This window comes from Streptomyces sp. NPDC053493 (genome assembly GCF_044544825.1).
Taxonomy (GTDB): domain Bacteria; phylum Actinomycetota; class Actinomycetes; order Streptomycetales; family Streptomycetaceae; genus Streptomyces.
Window position 1 is genome coordinate 432195 of record NZ_JBITXS010000004.1, and the last position, 16099, is coordinate 448293.

Annotated in this window: 16 protein-coding genes; 10 read left to right on the forward strand and 6 right to left on the reverse strand. The window is 73.2% G+C overall.

All coding sequences use genetic code 11. The features are described 5' to 3' along the window. Nucleotides 1–34 precede the first annotated feature (34 nt). Complete coding sequence (locus ACIGO8_RS15340; protein ID WP_399729586.1) at nucleotides 35–832, reverse strand: diacylglycerol kinase; 798 nt, start codon at nucleotides 830–832, stop codon at nucleotides 35–37. Nucleotides 833–975: 143 nt separating this feature from the next. Here ACIGO8_RS15340 and ACIGO8_RS15345 point away from each other — a divergent pair, with 143 nt between their 5' ends. Continuing rightward, the gene (locus ACIGO8_RS15345; RefSeq protein ID WP_399729589.1) at nucleotides 976–2259 is read left to right on the forward strand and encodes an adenylosuccinate synthase; all 1284 of its coding nucleotides are present in this window, start codon (nucleotides 976–978) and stop codon (nucleotides 2257–2259) included. Between the two features lie 76 nt (nucleotides 2260–2335). On the opposite strand, the gene ACIGO8_RS15350 is transcribed toward ACIGO8_RS15345, so the two are convergent. Further along, nucleotides 2336–3166, reverse strand: coding sequence for an oxidoreductase (locus ACIGO8_RS15350; protein ID WP_399729592.1), 831 nt, complete (start codon nucleotides 3164–3166; stop codon nucleotides 2336–2338). A 106-nt stretch (nucleotides 3167–3272) separates the two neighbouring features. Between ACIGO8_RS15350 and ACIGO8_RS15355 the strand changes: the two genes are divergently transcribed. Next, entirely contained in the window at nucleotides 3273–4172 is a 900-nt protein-coding gene (locus tag ACIGO8_RS15355) for a LysR substrate-binding domain-containing protein (RefSeq protein ID WP_399729595.1), read from the forward strand. Nucleotides 4173–4185: 13 nt separating this feature from the next. On the opposite strand, the gene ACIGO8_RS15360 is transcribed toward ACIGO8_RS15355, so the two are convergent. Continuing rightward, nucleotides 4186–6057, reverse strand: a complete 1872-nt coding sequence (locus ACIGO8_RS15360) for a serine/threonine-protein kinase (protein ID WP_399729598.1) — start codon at nucleotides 6055–6057, stop codon at nucleotides 4186–4188. Between the two features lie 26 nt (nucleotides 6058–6083). Continuing rightward, entirely contained in the window at nucleotides 6084–7577 is a 1494-nt protein-coding gene (locus tag ACIGO8_RS15365; protein WP_399729601.1) for a substrate-binding domain-containing protein, read from the reverse strand. Nucleotides 7578–7793: 216 nt separating this feature from the next. Here ACIGO8_RS15365 and ACIGO8_RS15370 point away from each other — a divergent pair, with 216 nt between their 5' ends. Beyond that, on the forward strand, nucleotides 7794–8759 hold the full coding sequence (locus tag ACIGO8_RS15370; RefSeq protein ID WP_399729604.1) for an NADP-dependent oxidoreductase: 966 nt from the start codon (nucleotides 7794–7796) through the stop codon (nucleotides 8757–8759). A 105-nt stretch (nucleotides 8760–8864) separates the two neighbouring features. Here the strand turns inward: ACIGO8_RS15370 and ACIGO8_RS15375 are convergent, their stop codons facing one another. Further along, nucleotides 8865–9275: a MarR family transcriptional regulator gene (locus tag ACIGO8_RS15375; protein ID WP_399730077.1), complete on the reverse strand. Its 411-nt coding sequence runs from the start codon at nucleotides 9273–9275 to the stop codon at nucleotides 8865–8867. Between the two features lie 210 nt (nucleotides 9276–9485). Here ACIGO8_RS15375 and ACIGO8_RS15380 point away from each other — a divergent pair, with 210 nt between their 5' ends. The 4 genes from ACIGO8_RS15380 to ACIGO8_RS15395 all read left to right on the forward strand — a co-directional run bounded on the left by ACIGO8_RS15380 (nucleotide 9486) and on the right by ACIGO8_RS15395 (nucleotide 13112). Further along, nucleotides 9486–9947 (forward strand): MarR family winged helix-turn-helix transcriptional regulator, encoded by a 462-nt coding sequence (locus ACIGO8_RS15380; RefSeq protein ID WP_399729607.1) that lies wholly within the window; start codon nucleotides 9486–9488, stop codon nucleotides 9945–9947. Nucleotides 9948–10216: 269 nt separating this feature from the next. Beyond that, nucleotides 10217–11578 carry an aspartate aminotransferase family protein gene (locus tag ACIGO8_RS15385; protein ID WP_399729609.1) on the forward strand — a complete coding sequence of 454 codons (1362 nt, stop codon included), beginning with the start codon at nucleotides 10217–10219 and terminating at the stop codon, nucleotides 11576–11578. 76 nt (nucleotides 11579–11654) lie between these two features. After that, nucleotides 11655–12350 (forward strand): GntR family transcriptional regulator, encoded by a 696-nt coding sequence (locus ACIGO8_RS15390; RefSeq protein ID WP_399729612.1) that lies wholly within the window; start codon nucleotides 11655–11657, stop codon nucleotides 12348–12350. A gap of 108 nt (nucleotides 12351–12458) precedes the next feature. Next, on the forward strand, nucleotides 12459–13112 hold the full coding sequence (locus ACIGO8_RS15395) for a hypothetical protein (RefSeq protein WP_399729614.1): 654 nt from the start codon (nucleotides 12459–12461) through the stop codon (nucleotides 13110–13112). A gap of 115 nt (nucleotides 13113–13227) precedes the next feature. Here ACIGO8_RS15395 and ACIGO8_RS15400 read toward each other — a convergent pair whose 3' ends face one another. Next, nucleotides 13228–13983 carry an SLATT domain-containing protein gene (locus ACIGO8_RS15400; RefSeq protein ID WP_399730080.1) on the reverse strand — a complete coding sequence of 252 codons (756 nt, stop codon included), beginning with the start codon at nucleotides 13981–13983 and terminating at the stop codon, nucleotides 13228–13230. Between the two features lie 265 nt (nucleotides 13984–14248). Here ACIGO8_RS15400 and ACIGO8_RS15405 point away from each other — a divergent pair, with 265 nt between their 5' ends. The 3 genes from ACIGO8_RS15405 to ACIGO8_RS15415 all read left to right on the forward strand — a co-directional run bounded on the left by ACIGO8_RS15405 (nucleotide 14249) and on the right by ACIGO8_RS15415 (nucleotide 15987). Next, a complete protein-coding gene (locus ACIGO8_RS15405) occupies nucleotides 14249–14587 on the forward strand; it encodes a YbaB/EbfC family nucleoid-associated protein (RefSeq protein WP_399730083.1) in 339 nt (112 codons plus the stop codon). Between the two features lie 72 nt (nucleotides 14588–14659). Then, the gene (gene recR / locus ACIGO8_RS15410) at nucleotides 14660–15259 is read left to right on the forward strand and encodes a recombination mediator RecR (protein ID WP_399729617.1); all 600 of its coding nucleotides are present in this window, start codon (nucleotides 14660–14662) and stop codon (nucleotides 15257–15259) included. Nucleotides 15260–15324: 65 nt separating this feature from the next. Then, nucleotides 15325–15987 (forward strand): DUF5063 domain-containing protein, encoded by a 663-nt coding sequence (locus ACIGO8_RS15415; protein WP_399729619.1) that lies wholly within the window; start codon nucleotides 15325–15327, stop codon nucleotides 15985–15987. Nucleotides 15988–16099 lie beyond the last annotated feature (112 nt).

The window sequence follows — 16099 nt, forward strand, 5'->3', positions numbered from 1 at the left end:
GGGGCTCAGGTCTCGCCGGCGGCGGTGCCCGTCCTCACTCCTTCGGCAGCGTCAGCCCCCACGCCTCCGCCCGCACCGTCCACGTGCGCCGGCGCACCGGGCCCGCGACCCGTCCGTCGGCGCGGTAGCGGAAGTCCGGGCCGGTGACCGTGAGCGTACGGGCGCCGGTCTGCCGCGGCGGCGTCGCGTGCGGGTGCACGGTCACCTCCGCCGTACCGGCGGCCCGGCGGACCGTCACGCCCTCCACCGGGACGCCGACGTCGGCGAGCAGCACCCCGTCCGCCTCGACCCGCAGCGGGTGGAGGCGCACCGCGAGCGGGGCCGGGGCCGGGCGGACCAGGGTGCGGACGAGGGACCGGCAGGTGCCCCAGACCGTGGGCGGGTCGACCGAGGGCATCCGGACCGCCGGGATCTCCAGATCGCCGAGCACGAGCCCGCCGCTGTCGTCCACCAGCAGGTCCAGGCGGCGTACGACGCCGTCGAGGACCGCCCGGGCGGCCGCCACCGTGCCCGCCGGCACACCGAGCGCGCGGGCCGTCGCCACCCGGTCGGGCGCACCGATCGGGACCAGGGCCAGCGCCCCGCCGTCCGCCTCCCGCTCGCGGTGCAGCAGGGCGACGGTGCGCAGCAGCGCGCGGTCGTCGCCGAGGACGACGGGGCGCCTCGAGCCGCGCCGGGCCAGGGCGCGGGCGAATTCCTCAGGACCGTCCGGCAGACAGATCTTCGCTTCCGCGCCCGCTGACAGGACATCCTTCGCGATACGCACGGACTCGCCGTCCATTCGGCGGGCGACCGGGTCGATGATGACCAGCAGCTGGTCGTGATCCGACACCTCGGTCCTTCCTCGGGTAGTCTCTTTGTGCAAGAGCCCCTTGCGCTATTGCGCCAGGGGCTTCGTCTATTCCGGGGCACACCGGTGAGGCGGCGTCGGCCCCCTGACCTTGGACATGCCCCGCCCGGAAGGGGTGTACGCCTGTGCCCGCACTTGTGCTGCTCGGTGCTCAGTGGGGTGACGAGGGCAAGGGAAAGGCCACCGACCTGCTCGGTGGGTCCGTTGACTACGTGGTGCGTTACCAGGGCGGCAACAACGCCGGCCACACGGTCGTCGTAGGCGACCAGAAGTACGCGCTGCACCTGCTCCCTTCCGGAATCCTCTCCCCGGGGTGCACCCCGGTCATCGGAAACGGCGTCGTCGTCGACCCGGCGGTCCTGCTCTCCGAGCTGAGCGGACTGAACGAGCGCGGCGTCGACACGTCGAAGCTGCTGATCAGCGGTAACGCCCACCTGATCACGCCGTACAACGTCACCCTCGACAAGGTGACGGAACGGTTCCTCGGCAAGCGCAAGATCGGCACCACCGGCCGCGGCATCGGCCCGACGTACGCCGACAAGATCAACCGCGTCGGCATCCGGGTCCAGGACCTCTACGACGAGTCGATCCTCACCCAGAAGGTCGAGGCGGCGCTCGAGGGCAAGAACCAGCTCCTCGCCAAGCTCTACAACCGCCGCGCCATCGACGCCGCGCAGATCGTCGAGGAGATGCTCCAGTACGCGGAGCAGATCAAGCCCTTCGTGGCCGACACCACGCTGATCCTCAACCAGGCGCTCGACGAGGACAAGGTCGTGCTCTTCGAGGGCGGCCAGGGCACCCTGCTCGACGTCGACCACGGCACGTACCCCTTCGTCACCTCCTCGAACCCGACCGCCGGCGGTGCCTGCACCGGCGCCGGCGTGGGCCCGACGAAGATCAGCCGGGTCATCGGCATCCTCAAGGCGTACACGACCCGCGTCGGCGCCGGCCCGTTCCCGACCGAGCTGTTCGACGAGGACGGCGAGGCGCTGCGCCGCATCGGCGGCGAGCGCGGCGTGACCACCGGCCGTGACCGGCGCTGCGGCTGGTTCGACGCGGTCATCGCCCGCTACGCGACCCGCGTCAACGGCCTGACCGACTTCTTCCTGACCAAGCTCGACGTGCTGACCGGCTGGGAGCAGATCCCGGTCTGCGTCGCGTACGAGATCGACGGCAAGCGCGTCGAGGAGCTGCCGTACTCGCAGACCGACTTCCACCACGCGAAGCCCGTCTACGAGATGCTGCCGGGCTGGTCCGAGGACATCACCAAGGCCAAGACCTTCGCCGACCTGCCGAAGAACGCGCAGGCGTACGTGAAGGCGCTGGAGGAGATGTCCGGCGCCCCCATCTCCGCGATCGGCGTCGGCCCGGGCCGCGACGAGACGATCGAGATCAACTCGTTCCTGTAGGCGTCCCGCCGCACGGCACACGCGCAAGGGCCCGCACCCCGGAAAAACCGGGGCGCGGGCCCTTCCGCATGCGCGCCTAGCCGTCCACCTTCGTGTCCCGGCCCACCTTCTCCCAGGTCGTCAGGTCCGCGCGGACCTGGTCCAGGTGGGCGTGGATCGCGTCGATGGAGTCGGAGCCGAGGGCCAGGCGCAGCGGGGTCTCGTCGGCGTCCAGGGCGGCGAGGACGGCCGCGGCGGCCTTGGCGGGGTCGCCGTCCTCGGTGCCGCTGCCGGTCTCGACGTAGGTGCGGGTGGCGCCGACGGTGTCGGCGTAGTCGTCGATGCCGCCGCCACTGACGCCGCCCGATCCCAGGAGGCTGGTGCGGAAGGCGCCGGGCTCGACGATGAGGACGTCGATGCCGAGCGGGCGGACCTCGGTGGCGAGGGCCTCGGAGAGGCCCTCCAGGGCGAACTTGGTCGCGCTGTAGGCGCCGAAGCCGGGCAGGGACATCTGGCCGCCCATGCTGCTGATCTGCACGATCGCGCCGGAGCGGCGGGCCCGCATGTGGGGCAGGACGGCGCGGGTCAGCGCGGCCGGCCCGAAGACGTGCACGTCGAAGAGCGAGCGCAGCTCGGCGTCGGAGGTCTCCTCGACCGAACCGACGTGCGTACGGCCCGCGTTGTTGACCAGGACGTCGATCCGGCCGTGGCGCTCGGCCACCTCGCGGACGACCCGGTCGACGGCCGCGTGGTCGGTGACGTCGAGGGTGACGGCCTCGACCTGGTCGGGGTGGGCGGCGACCAGCTCGTCCAGGGTGCCCGCGCGGCGGGCGGCCGCGACGACGACGTCGCCGGCCCCGACCGCGGCCTCGGCGAAGGCGCGTCCGAAGCCGCTGTTCGCGCCGGTGATCAGCCAGACCCTGCTCATGTCCGTATCCCCCTCATGGGTGGTGCCCGTCGGTACTCGGTGACATGAACAAGCTTGCGCCACAAGGACGTTGCCCGTCCAAGATCCGTCGTGATAGCCAACGGGCATGGACGTGCACGGACGAGACCTGCGGTACTTCCTCGCGGTGGCGGAGGAGCTCCACTTCACCCGGGCGGCCGAGCGGCTGTACGTGTCGCAGCCGTCGCTCAGCAAACAGATCCGGGCCCTCGAACGGCAGCTCGGCGCCCCGCTCTTCGACCGCGACCGCCAGGGCGTCGCCCTCACCGACGTGGGTACGGCCCTGCTGCCGCACGCCCGGGCGGTCCTCGCCGCCTGGGAGGAGGCGGCCGGCGCCGTACGCGAGGCGCGGGCCGCGCGGGACACCACGCTCGTCATCGGCATGTCCACCAGCCCCGGCCGCGGCGGCCTCCTCCCCGCGATCCGCTCCCGCCTCACCGAACACCACCCGGGCGCCCGCCTCCGGCTGCGCCAGGTCGGCTGGGACGACCCGACCGCCGGCCTCGCCGACGGCAGCAGCGACGTCGCCTTCGTCTGGCTGCCGCTCGCCGACGCCGACCGCTACCGCTGGGTCGTCGTCGCCACCGAACCGCGCCTCGTGGCCCTGCCCGAGACCCATCCGCTGGCCGGCCGCGAGAGGATCGCCTTCACCGAGCTCCTCGACGAGCCCTTCCTCGCCCTGCCCGAAGGCACGCCCGAACTGCGCGACTACTGGCTGGCCACGGAGGCCCGCGGCGGCCGCCCGCCCCGGATCGGCGCCGTCGTCGCCTCCACCGACGAGACGTACGAGGCCCTCGTCGGCGGCCTCGGCGTCTGCCTGGTCGCCACCGGCAACGCCCCGCTCGTCGCCCGCGACGGCGTCGTCACCCGTCCCGTCGACGGCGTCTCGACCGCCCGCTTCGCCCTCGCCTGGCGGAGCACCGACACCCGCCCGCTGACCCAGGCCTGCGCCCGCGCGGCGGCGGAGGTGGTGGCGGCCACCTCCTAGCGCGGGACGGTCCCTACTGCTTGTGGAACTCGCCCGGCTCGGCGTCCGTCATCGGATAGACCAGGAGCCGGTCCTCGCCCTGGTAGCGGACGACGTCCAGATAGCCCGCGATGCCGCCGGTGGGGCCGCACTCGGGGTCCGAGCCCGGCTCGGCGGTCTGCGGGCCCACGACCAGCGGCGTGCCCGAGCCCGCGAGCAGGGCCGTGAAGGTGCAGTGGACCGACTCGGAGGTGGGATTGCCCTCCTCGTCGGTGCGCGGATAGCCCTGCTCGTAACGGAAGACGGCGGAGCCGATCGGCCCCTGGGTGAGCGTCACCTCGTCGGTGTAGCGGTCGACGTTCTTCCCGAACACGGTGGGGTCGTTCTTCATCCGCCAGCTGCCGAGGAACTTCGCCGGGAGGATCTCGGAACCGGTCCGCCCCTTGCGGAAGGTGGCCTTCGCGGCGCCGGAGGTCCACTCCAGGACCTCGGGCGAGCGCAGGGTGAGGGTCTGCTGGGCGGACGGCGTGCAGCGCTGGGCGGGCACGCTGGTGGTGACGTCGGACTCGCCGAGGACGACCTTGTCCTCGTCGGCCGAGACCAGCCGGGAGCGGCCCATGCACAGGCGCTCGTCGGTGACGTGGACGTAGACGGCGGACTTGCTGCCGGCCGCGCCCTGGGTGATCTCAAGCCGGAGGGTCTCGCGGGGATGGCTGACGGAGCCCTGCAGGATGCCCTCCCAGGCGCCGAGGAAGGCGGCGGGCACGATTCCGGACGGCCGCGCGGCGGTGGTGCCGGCGCCGCCGCGCGTCTTGTCGCCCTGACCGCCCGCTCCGCCCGCGGTGCCCGGGCCGGGCCAGTACGTGTACGCGAGCGCGCCGGCGGCCGCGACGACGAGCGCGGTCACGGCGGCCACCAGCACGCCGCGGCGCCGTCGCCGGGGCGGCGCGGCGGTGGGGCCCGGCGGCAGCGGCGTCGCGGGCGTCGGGTCGCCCGTCCCGGCGGCCGCGCTGCCCTCGGCCTCCAGGACCTTGGCGGCGTGCCGGCCGAGCCGGACGAGCACGTCGGCGGGCAGCCACGGGTCGGTGACCTGGAGGGTGTCGACGAGCTCGGCGGCCGACGGGCGGCCCTCGGGGTCCTTGGTGAGGCAGGCCCGGATCAGCCCGGCGAGCTCGGGCGCGAGCCCGGCGAGGTCCGGCTCCTCGTTGGCGATGCGGAACATGGTGGCGTGCACACCGCTGTCGGACGAGCCGAACGGCGAACGGCCGGTCGCCGCATAGGCCAGGACCGAACCCAGGCAGAAGATGTCGGAGGCCGGCGTGACCCGCTCGCCGCGGACCTGCTCGGGCGACATGAAGCCGGGCGAGCCGACGACCGCGCCGGTGCTGGTCAGCCCGCCGTCGGTGACGGTGACGGCGTCCAGGGCGCGGGCGATGCCGAAGTCGATGATCCGCGGGCCGTCGACGGTCAGCAGCACGTTGGACGGCTTCAGGTCGCGGTGCACCAGGCCCGCGGCGTGGACGTGGGTGAGGGCGCGGGCGAGCCCGGCGGCGAGGGTGCGCACGCTCGCGGGCGGCAGCGGCCCGTACTCCTCGGCGACGACGGTACGCAGACTGGGCCCGGGGACGTAGCCGACGGCGACCCACGGGAGTTCGGCCCCGGTGTCGGCGCCGAGCACGGGCGCGGTGCCGGCGCCGCCGACCCGTTCGAGTGCGGCGACCTCGCGCGCGAAGCGGCGCCGGAACTCGTCCTGGGTGGCCAGCTCCGGGTGCACGACCTTCACCGCGACGGCGCGTCCGCCGGCCGAACGGGCCAGGTACACCCGGCCCATGCCGCCCACGCCGAGCCGGCCGAGCAGCCGGAACGGTCCTATGGTGGCCGGGTCTTCCGCGTTCAAGGGATCCACGTCGCAAGAGGATGCCAGACGTGCCCTCATCCCAGCGGTGGTGTCGCGCCGCAGACGCGCAGGCCCTTGGGCGTGGTGCAGGGCAGATGGCCGTGGGTGACGATGACGCTCTGGCCGCCGCCCTGGCGGAGGAAGGTCAGGAAACTGGAGGTCAGCGAGTCGGCGGGCGGCTGGCCCCAGGTGTAGGCGTACTCGGTCTCCCGGTACGGGTAGGGCGAGGAGCCGATCTCGTCGACGTTCGGGCGCCGGCCGTCGACGGCGACGCGGTGCAGGCCCTTCAGGCCGGTGCCGGCGCGCAGTTCGGTGTAGCCGACGGCGCCGGGCAGCGCGGCGACCGTGGACAGGACCTGGTCGGTGCTGTCGAGCTCGCAGCGGATGACGCGGGCGTCGGGATCGTCCTTGGAGGCGCAGTTACGGGAGGAGTTGGCGGGCTCGTTGCGGCCGAGGACGCGGCGCTGGAAGACCTCCCGGGTGCCGGAGTCGGCGTCCCGGCTGACCAGCCGTACGGGCAGGTCGGGGCCGCCGAGCGTCTTCCAGTTGGTGATGTCGCCGCGGTAGAGGGCGCGGATCTCCTCCCGGGTGAGGTCGTCGAGGCGGACGTGGTCGTTGAGGACGAGGGTGAAGAGGGAGACGGCGACCATGGTCTCGCGCAGCTGCGGGTAACCGGCGGGCTTCGGGCCGTCGGAGAGGGCGACGAGGGCCGGGGAGCCCTTGGGTCTCGCCTTTCCCGCGTCGGCGAGCGCGCGGATACCGGCGGTGGAGCCCCGGGCGTCGACGACGACGGTGGCGCCCTCGCAGGCGTCCTCGTACTGCCGGGCGAGGTCGCGGACGACGGGCTCGAAGGCGGTGGACCCGGTGACGGTGAGCGTGCCGCGGGCACAGCCCATGGGCGGCGGCGCGTCGTCGCGGAAGACGATGATCGAGGCGAGCACGACGACGCAGGCGGTGAGCGCGACGGTGACGCGCCGGGCGGCGCGGCTGAACAGGGCCGGCTTGTCGTCGAAGGTGGCGCTGTGGTTGACGTGGATGGTGCCGTCGCGGATCTCGCCGGTGACGGTGACCGGGCTGCCCTCGGGCCCGCCGGTGAGCAGCGTGAGCAGCTTGAAGTACTGGCCCCGGTTGAGCGGGGCCTTGGGCAGTCTGATCTCGGAGCCGTGCCGGGTGAGCGCGGCGGTGCCGAACGGCGCGTGGGTGACGGCCGCCGCGCGGACCGTACGGCCGTCGAAGGAGACGGTGAGGCCGTGGGTCTCCCAGTTGTAGTCCTCGCGGCCGATCGAGACGCCGCCGTCGTTCTCGATCCGCAGCAGGACGAGGGTGGCGTCCGCCATGTCCGGCTGCTCGTCGAACAGCCCGAGCCGCGGGTCGTCCCGGTCTCCCACGGGAGTGTCGAGCTGCACGCGGTACCCGATCCGCTTGCGGCGTGGCACCCGACGCTCGATCACGAGCACGGCGAAGGTGACGACCACACCGAGCACAGCGGTGAGGACGGCGATGACGTTCTCAGGGCTGACCCAGTCCACGGACGCCACCGTACGGACGTGTGTGCGGTTCCGGACGTGAGTCGGTTTCCCGCCATCCGGTGTTCGCCCTTCCGCCAGCTCCCGCCCCCGCCCCCTGCCCCCGCCCCCGCCGCGCCCGCGCCCCCGTTCCCCCGGGCTCCTCACCCCTGTTGCCGGGTCCGGCGGCCGTGGGTGTAATGGCCACGAGGCGGGGGGCTTCCGCAGGAGGAGAACCCCATGCGTGACGTCATGCGTGTCGTCGAAGTGACCGCCTTCGGCGGACCCGAGGTCCTGTCCATGGCCCGCCGCCCCAGGCCCGAGGCCGGGGCCGTGCCCGGCAAGGTCCGGGTCCAGCTCAAGGCGGCCGGCATCACCATCGCGGACCTCAGGATCCGGGCCGGTCTCTACGTCGACCAGATGGGTGATCTCCGTCCTCCCTTCGTTCTCGGCACCGACTTCGCCGGCAAGCTGCTCGACCCGGCGCCCGGCGAGGCGTCCGGACTCGCCGCCGGCACCCGGGTGGCCGGTTTCCTGCCCTGGTACGACCTGCTGACCGGAGAGGGCACCTACGCGGAGGTCATCTGGGCCGACCCGGCGTGGCTGGCGCCGATCCCGGACGACGTCGACTTCACCACCGCGGCCTCCGTCCCGCTGGCCGTGATCACCGCCCGCCAGGGCCTCGACCAGCTCGCGCTCCCGCCGGGAGCGACCCTGCTCGTGACGGGCGCGAGCGGAGTGGTGGGCCGGTTCGCGGTCCAGCTCGCCTCCGCGGCCGGGCTGCGGGTCCTCGCGGTCGCCTACGAGGGCGACGAGAGCGAGCTGAAGATCCTGGGCGCCAAGGAGTGCTTCCCGCGCGGCGAGGCGGACCAGGTGGTCCGCGAGGCGCTGCGGCTCGCGCCCGGCGGCGTCGACGGCGTCTTCGACGGCGCCCTGGCCGGCAGCGCGGTGCTGCCCGCCGTGCGGAACGGCGGCGTGTTCCTCTCCTTCGCCCCGGACCGTATCCCGCCGTCCGAGCGGGACATCCGGGTCGAGTTCGTCCGCGCCAAGCCCGACGCCGCCCGTCTGACGGACGCCCTGGAGAAGGTGTCGAACCGTGAGCTGGTCACCCGGGTGGCCGACGTGATGCCCCTGGAGGAGGTCGCGGAGGCCCACCGCCGCGCGGAGGCCGGCCGCCGGCCCGGCCGGATCATCCTGATGATCTGAGCCCCTCACCCCGCCCGAGCCGCACCCGCCCCGCCGTTCTCCACGCCGTCCCGCCGATCCTCAGGCCGTCCCGCCGATTCCCCGCCCCCTCACCCCGCGGTGGCGTCACGCCGTCAGCGCCGCGAGCTCCGCGTCGGCGCGCTCGGTGACGAGCGCGAGCACGCGGCCGGCCACGGCGAGGTCCTCCTTCGGTATGCCGCTCCAGACCCGGGCGGAGAGCGGGGCGGTCGTCGCGGCGAGGGTGGCGAGCAGCTCGCGCCCCGCCTCCGTCGGGCGGAGGTGCGCGCCGTCCTCGACGAGCAGTTCCCTGGCCTTCAGCTCGTCGAGCGTGGCGCGGATGTCGGCCGGGTCGGCCTTGAGCGAGCCCCGGACCTGGGCGACGAGCTCCTCAGGCGTCTGCGGGGCCTCGGCGGTGACGGCGGCGCGCAGCGCGATCTGCTGCTGGAACGTGGTGCCGTGCTGGGCCAGGACGTGCTCCAGCACGCCTCGGGCGGCGTAGTGCGCCAGACCGAGCATGCGGGCGTCAGCGAGAGGCGCGGCGGCAGGGCTGGCGACGGCGGCGGCGGTCGCGGCGGTGGCGGAGCCGGCAGCGGTGGCAGCGGTGGCGGACGTGGTGGTGTTCGCGGACATGCTCGTTCACTCCTCTAACGTTCGAGACACTAACGTTTGTCGCACGAACGACATTAGATCGTTCGGGGCACTAACGCAAGAGGTAATCTGCTCCGCATGACAGAAAGCCCTCGGAGCGCCGAGATGGACGAGGCGGAGACGCCCGGCCGCCTCCGCGGCCTGCCCAGTCGCCTCCTCGCCATGACCGCCGCCCGGGCCGACCGGGTGGTGAGCGAGCGCCTCGCCGCCGAAGGGGCCCGCAAGTGGCACTACGCCGTGCTCGTCTCCCTCGACGAGCACGGCCCGGCCAGCCAGGCCGGCCTCAGTCGGCGCACCGGCGTCTACCGCAGCGACCTCGTCGCCGTGATCAACGAACTGGAGGAGCGCGGCCACGTCGCCCGCACCCCCGACCCCGACGACCGCCGCCGCAACGTCGTCTCCCTCACCCCGCGGGGCCGCGAACACCTCGAGCGCCTCGACAGGCTCGTCGCGGACGCGCAGAACGAACTGATGGACCCGCTCTCCGTCGCCGAACGCGCCCTGCTCGTGGGCCTGTTGGAGCGCGTCCTGTCGAGCTGAGCGGCGGACGGCGGCGCGACCGCCCCCGGCCGGCTCCCGCAGCACCCCGCGACCGCCCCCGGCCGGCTCGCGCAGCTCGGCGGCGCGACCGTGCCCCGGCTCCCGCAGCACCCCGCGGCCGTGCGCCGGGCGGTCCGGCTCGCGGCCGGCCGGCCGGCCCGCGGAATCCGTCGTGCCACGCCCTCCCGGCACTCTGTCTCGTCGCTCCCGGTCTCGGTGGACAAGATGGTCATGGCCCGCCCCACCTGCGGTTCCTTACCCTCGGAGCCATGACCCCTCATGTCGAACCCGACCCCCAGGCCGGAGCTGCCGTCAAGGCCGCCGACCGCGCGCACGTGTTCCATTCCTGGTCCGCCCAGGGCCTGATCGACCCGCTCGCCGTCGCCGGCGCCGAGGGTTCGTACTTCTGGGACTACGACGGCAACCGCTACCTCGACTTCACCAGCGGCCTCGTCTACACCAACATCGGCTACCAGCACCCCAAGGTCGTCGCCGCCATCCAGGAGCAGGCCGGCAAGCTCGCGACCTTCGCGCCCGCCTTCGCCGTGGACGTCCGCTCCGAGGCCGCACGCCTCATCGCCGAGCGCACGCCGGGCGACCTGAACAAGATCTTCTTCACCAACGGCGGCGCCGAGGCCGTCGAGAACGCCGTCCGCATGGCCCGTCTGCACACGGGCCGTACGAAGCTGCTCTCCGCCTACCGCTCGTACCACGGCGCCACCTCCACCGCGATCAACCTGACCGGCGACCCGCGCCGCTGGGCCTCCGACACCGCCTCCGCCGGCGTCGTGCACTTCTGGGCGCCGTTCCTCTACCGCTCGCCGTTCTACGCCACCACCGAGGCGGAGGAGTGCCAGCGCGCCCTCGCCCACCTCGAGGACACCATCGCCTTCGAGGGCCCGCAGACCGTCGCCGCGATCATCCTCGAGACCGTCCCGGGCACCGCCGGCATCATGACGCCGCCGCCCGGCTACCTCGCCGGCGTCCGCGAGATCTGCGACAAGTACGGCATCGTCCTCATCCTCGACGAGGTCATGGCCGGCTTCGGCCGCACCGGCAAGTGGTTCGCCGCCGAGCACTTCGACGTCGTGCCCGACCTGATGACCTTCGCCAAGGGCGTGAACTCCGGCTACGTGCCGCTCGGCGGCGTCGCCATCAGCGAGAAGATCGCCGCGACCTTCGCCACCCGCCCCTACCCGGGCGGTCTGACCTACTCCGGCCACCCGCTGGCCTGCGCCGCCGCCGTCGCCACCATCGAGGTGATGGAGGACGAGAAGGTCGTCGAGCACGCCGCCCACATCGGCGAGACCGTCCTCGGCCCCGGCCTGCGCGAGCTGGCCGAGCGCCACCCGTCGGTCGGCGAGGTGCGCGGTCTGGGCGTCTTCTGGGCGCTCGACCTGGTCAGGAACAAGGAGACCCGCGAGCCGCTCGTGCCGTACAACGCGGCCGGCGAGGCCAACGCGCCGATGGCGGCCTTCGCCGCCGCGGCGAAGAAGAACGGCCTGTGGCCCTTCGTCAACATGAACCGCACCCACGCCGTGCCCGCCTGCAACGTCACCGAGGCGGAGGCGAAGGAGGGCCTGGCGGCCCTCGACGCGGCGCTCTCGGTCGCCGACGAGCACACCGTATGACCGGAGCGTGACCGGATCGGCCCCCTCCGTGGCCTGGACTAGGGTGTCCCGGAACCGGACGGAGGGGGCCGCACACATGCCCGCGAGCGGAGCTGTCACCCGCAACACCCTGCGACAGCAGATCGCGGACGCGCTGCGTGACGAAGTCCTCGCGGGGCGTCTCCAGCCGGGCCAGGAGTTCACGGTCAAGCAGATCGCCGAGCAGTACGGCGTGTCCGCGACGCCCGTCCGCGAGGCCCTGGTGGACCTGTGCGCCCAGGGGCTCCTCGACTCCGACCAGCACCGCGGCTTCCGGGTGCACCAGTTCTCGGTGGACGACTACCGGGGCATGGTCGAGGCCCGGATGCTGGTCGTCGACGGTATCTTCCGCCGCGACGCGCCCCGCACCCCGCCGGCCGAGCCCGACCTCCACTACGGGGTCACCCTGGTGTCGATACGGCGCCGCGGCGAGGCCGCCGCCCGCGCCGCCCGGGCCGGCGACCTGGACGTCCTCATCGGCTACGACATCCGCTACTGGCGCGAGCTGGGGCGCCTGGTCGCCGCCAACGACCACATCGCCGACTTCCTGCACCGCCTGCGCGTGCAGGCCTGGGTCTTCTCCGTGCCGTACCTGCGCTCCGACCGCGATCTCGTGGGCTGGCTGTGGAGCGGCCACGTGGACCTGGTCGACGCGATCACCCGCGGCGACGCGCAGGCGGCGATCACGGTCGTACGCGAGTACAACGCGCGGTCGCTGGAGTGGGCCGACCGGCTGGAGCCCCGTACGGGTTGAGGAGGCCGTTCCCAGGGCAGGCACCCAGCGGGTGTGCGGGGCGGCACGCCCCTACTAACCTGGCCGTCCCTGCACCCGACCCCGCAACTGACGGAGAGCGAGCCTCCCTTGGCCTGTGACCTGTGGCTGGTCCCCCTCGTCGACGTGCTGTGCCACAGCGCCGACAACCCGTTCGCCGAAGAGATCGCCGCCTACGACCACGCCCTGACCGAGGCCGGCCTGCCCACCGTGCCCGTCTACGCGTACATGCCGGGGCTGTCCGGAGACGTCGCCCCGATCGCCGGCTTCGACTACGAGGCCCTGCACTTCCTGCGCCGCGCCTATCTGCTCCAGATCTGCGGGCTGCCCGTCGAACCGGTCGGCGAGCTCGGCGGCGACTACGAACAGCTCCTGGAGATGTTCGAGACGGCCGCCCAGCAGTCCCACCTGGTCTGGCACTACGACCACGCCGGCGCCTACGTGCCGGTCGACTTCCCCGCGCCGCTCTCCAACGACGACCTGCTCGCCGGCGGCGGCCCGCTCGGCTCCTCGCAGGGGCTGCTGCGGGAACTGGAGTTCGTCGCGCCCGCCATCGGCATCGACCCCGCCAACCCGCCCGCCGCCCCGCGGCCCCCGGACCGGCCCACCGCCCTGGAGGAACCCGCCGCCCCGGCCGCGTACCAGGACGACAGTCCCTTCGCCCGCGAGCGGCACGTCTGGCTGGGCCTGCACGCGGCGGCGACCCGGAGCCTCGGCCAGGGCTCGATGATCATCCTGAGCTGAGGCGCCGCCCGACGGCCCCCGCGCCGCCCGACGGCCCTCGCGGCGGCCGTCAGGACCACTCCGGCGGGCCGGCCGCCCGTCGGCAGGTCGGCAGGGCCCCTGGGGCCGACGGCCGTCAGCGCGGCTCCGGCGGCCGCTGGCGCGGCATGTTCGGGCGGGTGCCCGGAGGCAGCGGGAAGCGGCTCGCCGGGTGACCGGTCTCGGGCCGTGGCGCGGCGGTGCCGACCGACTGCAGTGCCAGCGGCGCCGGCCCCGAGCGGAATTCGACCATCCAGTCGGCGGTCTCCGCCCGTACGAGCTCGGTCACGTCCTCCGAGAAGCGGCGCAGCACGCCCAGGCAGCGCTCGGCGGCCTCGCTGGCCGTGCCCTCCGTGGGGCCCAGGACCTCGCGGACGCTCTCCGAGGCCCAGTCGAACTGCAGCGCCTGGAGCCGGCGCTGCACGGCCTGTGCGGTGGCCACGTCCCTTATCCAGCCCGAGGTCAGGCCGAAGTAGCGGTCGCAGGCCAGGCAGGCGGCGCCGAGCAGCAGCGACAGATAGCCCCAGCCGGCCGTGCCCTCGGCCGCCCCGGTCAGGTCGAGCAGCGGCAGCGCGGCGCCCGCGATCACGCCGAGGGCCGTGCCGACGCGCAGCGCGCGGGCGCAGCGCCGCTTCCAGACCCGGTCGGAGAGATACCACTCCGCGGTGCGCAGCGCGTTGGACTCGACCCAGCGGTAGAGCTCGTCGAGGCGCTCGGCGGGTTCGCCCCAGTCGCCCAGCGGGAAGGGCGATCCGGTCAGATCGCGGTGCGCGGCCGGACCCTTGGGCCTGTGCGGGCCCTCGGGCCCTCGGGGGCCACGCGAGCCTTCGGGATTCCCCGGCTGCGGCTGCATGTCCGGCTGCTGGCTCACCGGGGAACTCCTCTGTTCAGCTCAGCGCTCGTGTCCTTCTGTGACGTGCGGTGCACGTGGTGCCTGCCCTTCCTACCGCCGAATGGTGGGCTGTGGGCCCGGAATCCCGGGTTTTCCGCCCGCAAGAGGGTGTTGATCAGGTAGAGGAGCACGCAGTTTCTCACTCGAAAGTGTTGCGTCGGCAGCCCGGTCGGCGACCACGTAGGCTCGGCTTACCGAGACACCGAAACGTTTGGAGTGAGTGACCGTGATCCCCGGTGGTGGCCAGCCCAACATGCAGCAGCTCCTCCAGCAGGCCCAGAAGATGCAGCAGGACCTCGCCCGCGCCCAGGAGGAGCTCGCGGCGACCGAGGTCGAGGGCCAGGCGGGCGGCGGTCTGGTCACCGCCACCGTGACCGGCTCCGGCGAGCTGCGCGCCCTGGTGATCGACCCGAAGGCGGTCGACCCGGAGGACACCGAGACCCTGGCCGACCTGGTCGTGGCCGCCGTGAAGGCCGCCAACGACAACGCCCAGCAGCTCCAGCAGCAGAAGCTCGGCCCGCTGACGCAGGCCCTGGGCGGCGGCATGCCGGGCCTGGGCTTCTGATCCGTACACCTTCTGTGACTGGTTTCCAGCCACTACCGTAAGAATCAAGCACTTCCGAGAAGGGCGCTGGCGTTGTACGAAGGCGTGGTTCAGGACCTCATCGACGAACTGGGCAGACTGCCCGGCGTCGGTCCCAAGAGCGCGCAGCGGATCGCCTTCCACATCCTGCAGGCCGAGCCGACCGACGTGCGGCGGCTCGCCCAGGCGCTCCTGGAGGTCAAGGAGAAGGTCCGGTTCTGTGCGGTCTGCGGGAACGTGGCCCAGCAGGAGCAGTGCACCATCTGCCGCGATCCGCGCCGGGACCAGACCGTCATCTGCGTGGTCGAGGAGCCGAAGGACGTCGTCGCGATCGAGCGGACCCGGGAGTTCCGCGGCCGCTACCACGTGCTCGGCGGCGCCATCAGCCCCATCGAGGGCGTGGGCCCGGACGACCTGCGCATCAGGGAGCTGCTCGCGCGCCTCGCGGACGGCACCGTCACGGAGCTGATCCTGGCCACCGACCCGAACCTGGAGGGCGAGGCCACCGCGACGTACCTGGCGCGGATGATCAAGCCCATGGGTCTGAAGGTGACCCGACTGGCCAGCGGCCTGCCCGTCGGCGGCGACCTCGAGTACGCGGACGAGGTCACCCTGGGGCGTGCCTTCGAGGGGCGGCGGCTGCTAGATGTATGACGACGACCTGTTCCGGACGACCGGGTCCGTGCGCACCGACGGCGCACTCTCAGGGAGGCTCCTCGATGTCTGACCCCACGCTGCACTCCATCACCCAGGACCCGGACGACTTCGCCGTCCAGATCGCCGACTCGATCGAGAGCTTCATCGTGGCGACCACCGAGGTCGCCAAGGGCGACGAGCCGGACAGCGCGGTGCCGTTCCTGCTCCTGGAGGTCTCCCAGCTGCTGCTCGCGGGCGGGCGGCTCGGCGCGCACGAGGACATCGTTCCCGACGAGCGCTACGAGCCGGACGCCGGTCCCGACATGGACATGGACGACCTGCGCGAGCGCTTCGCGGTCATGCTGGAGCCGGTGGACGTCTTCTCCGAGGTCTTCGACCCGTACGAGCCGCGCAAGGCGCCGGTCCCGGCCCGGATCTCCGACAACCTCGCCGACATCGTCTCCGACCTGCGGCACGGCCTCGCCCACTACCGGGCCGGCCGGACCACCGAGGCGCTGTGGTGGTGGCAGTTCTCGTACTTCTCCAACTGGGGCCCCACCGCCTCCGCCACCCTGCGCGCCCTCCAGTCCCTGGTGGCCCACGTCCGCCTGGACCAGCCGCTGGCCGAGCTCGACGGTCTCGACACGGACGAGGACCTGACGGAGGACGACCTCGCGGAGGAGGCGGGCCGCGTGATGATCCAGGAGATCGCGGGCCCGCTGGGCCTGGGCCGCCGCAAGGTCTGAGCGCCGGACGAGGCGGTACGGGGGCTGCACGGGGCCGTGCGGGGGCTTTACGCGGGCTGCACGGGCGCGCGCCCGTCGGCTCCGTCCCGTACGGGCGCGGGTCCGCCGGCCC

Coding starts and splice junctions, on each gene's coding strand:
- ACIGO8_RS15390 (WP_399729612.1), top strand. CDS start 11,655: ATGCCCGCGAGCGGAGCTGTCACCCGCAACACCCTGCGACAGCAGATC.
- ACIGO8_RS15385 (WP_399729609.1), top strand. CDS start 10,217: ATGACCCCTCATGTCGAACCCGACCCCCAGGCCGGAGCTGCCGTCAAG.
- ACIGO8_RS15400 (WP_399730080.1), bottom strand. CDS start 13,983: ATGCAGCCGCAGCCGGGGAATCCCGAAGGCTCGCGTGGCCCCCGAGGG.
- ACIGO8_RS15355 (WP_399729595.1), top strand. CDS start 3,273: ATGGACGTGCACGGACGAGACCTGCGGTACTTCCTCGCGGTGGCGGAG.
- ACIGO8_RS15415 (WP_399729619.1), top strand. CDS start 15,325: ATGTCTGACCCCACGCTGCACTCCATCACCCAGGACCCGGACGACTTC.
- ACIGO8_RS15375 (WP_399730077.1), bottom strand. CDS start 9,275: ATGCTCGGTCTGGCGCACTACGCCGCCCGAGGCGTGCTGGAGCACGTC.
- ACIGO8_RS15350 (WP_399729592.1), bottom strand. CDS start 3,166: ATGAGCAGGGTCTGGCTGATCACCGGCGCGAACAGCGGCTTCGGACGC.
- ACIGO8_RS15380 (WP_399729607.1), top strand. CDS start 9,486: ATGACAGAAAGCCCTCGGAGCGCCGAGATGGACGAGGCGGAGACGCCC.
- ACIGO8_RS15370 (WP_399729604.1), top strand. CDS start 7,794: ATGCGTGACGTCATGCGTGTCGTCGAAGTGACCGCCTTCGGCGGACCC.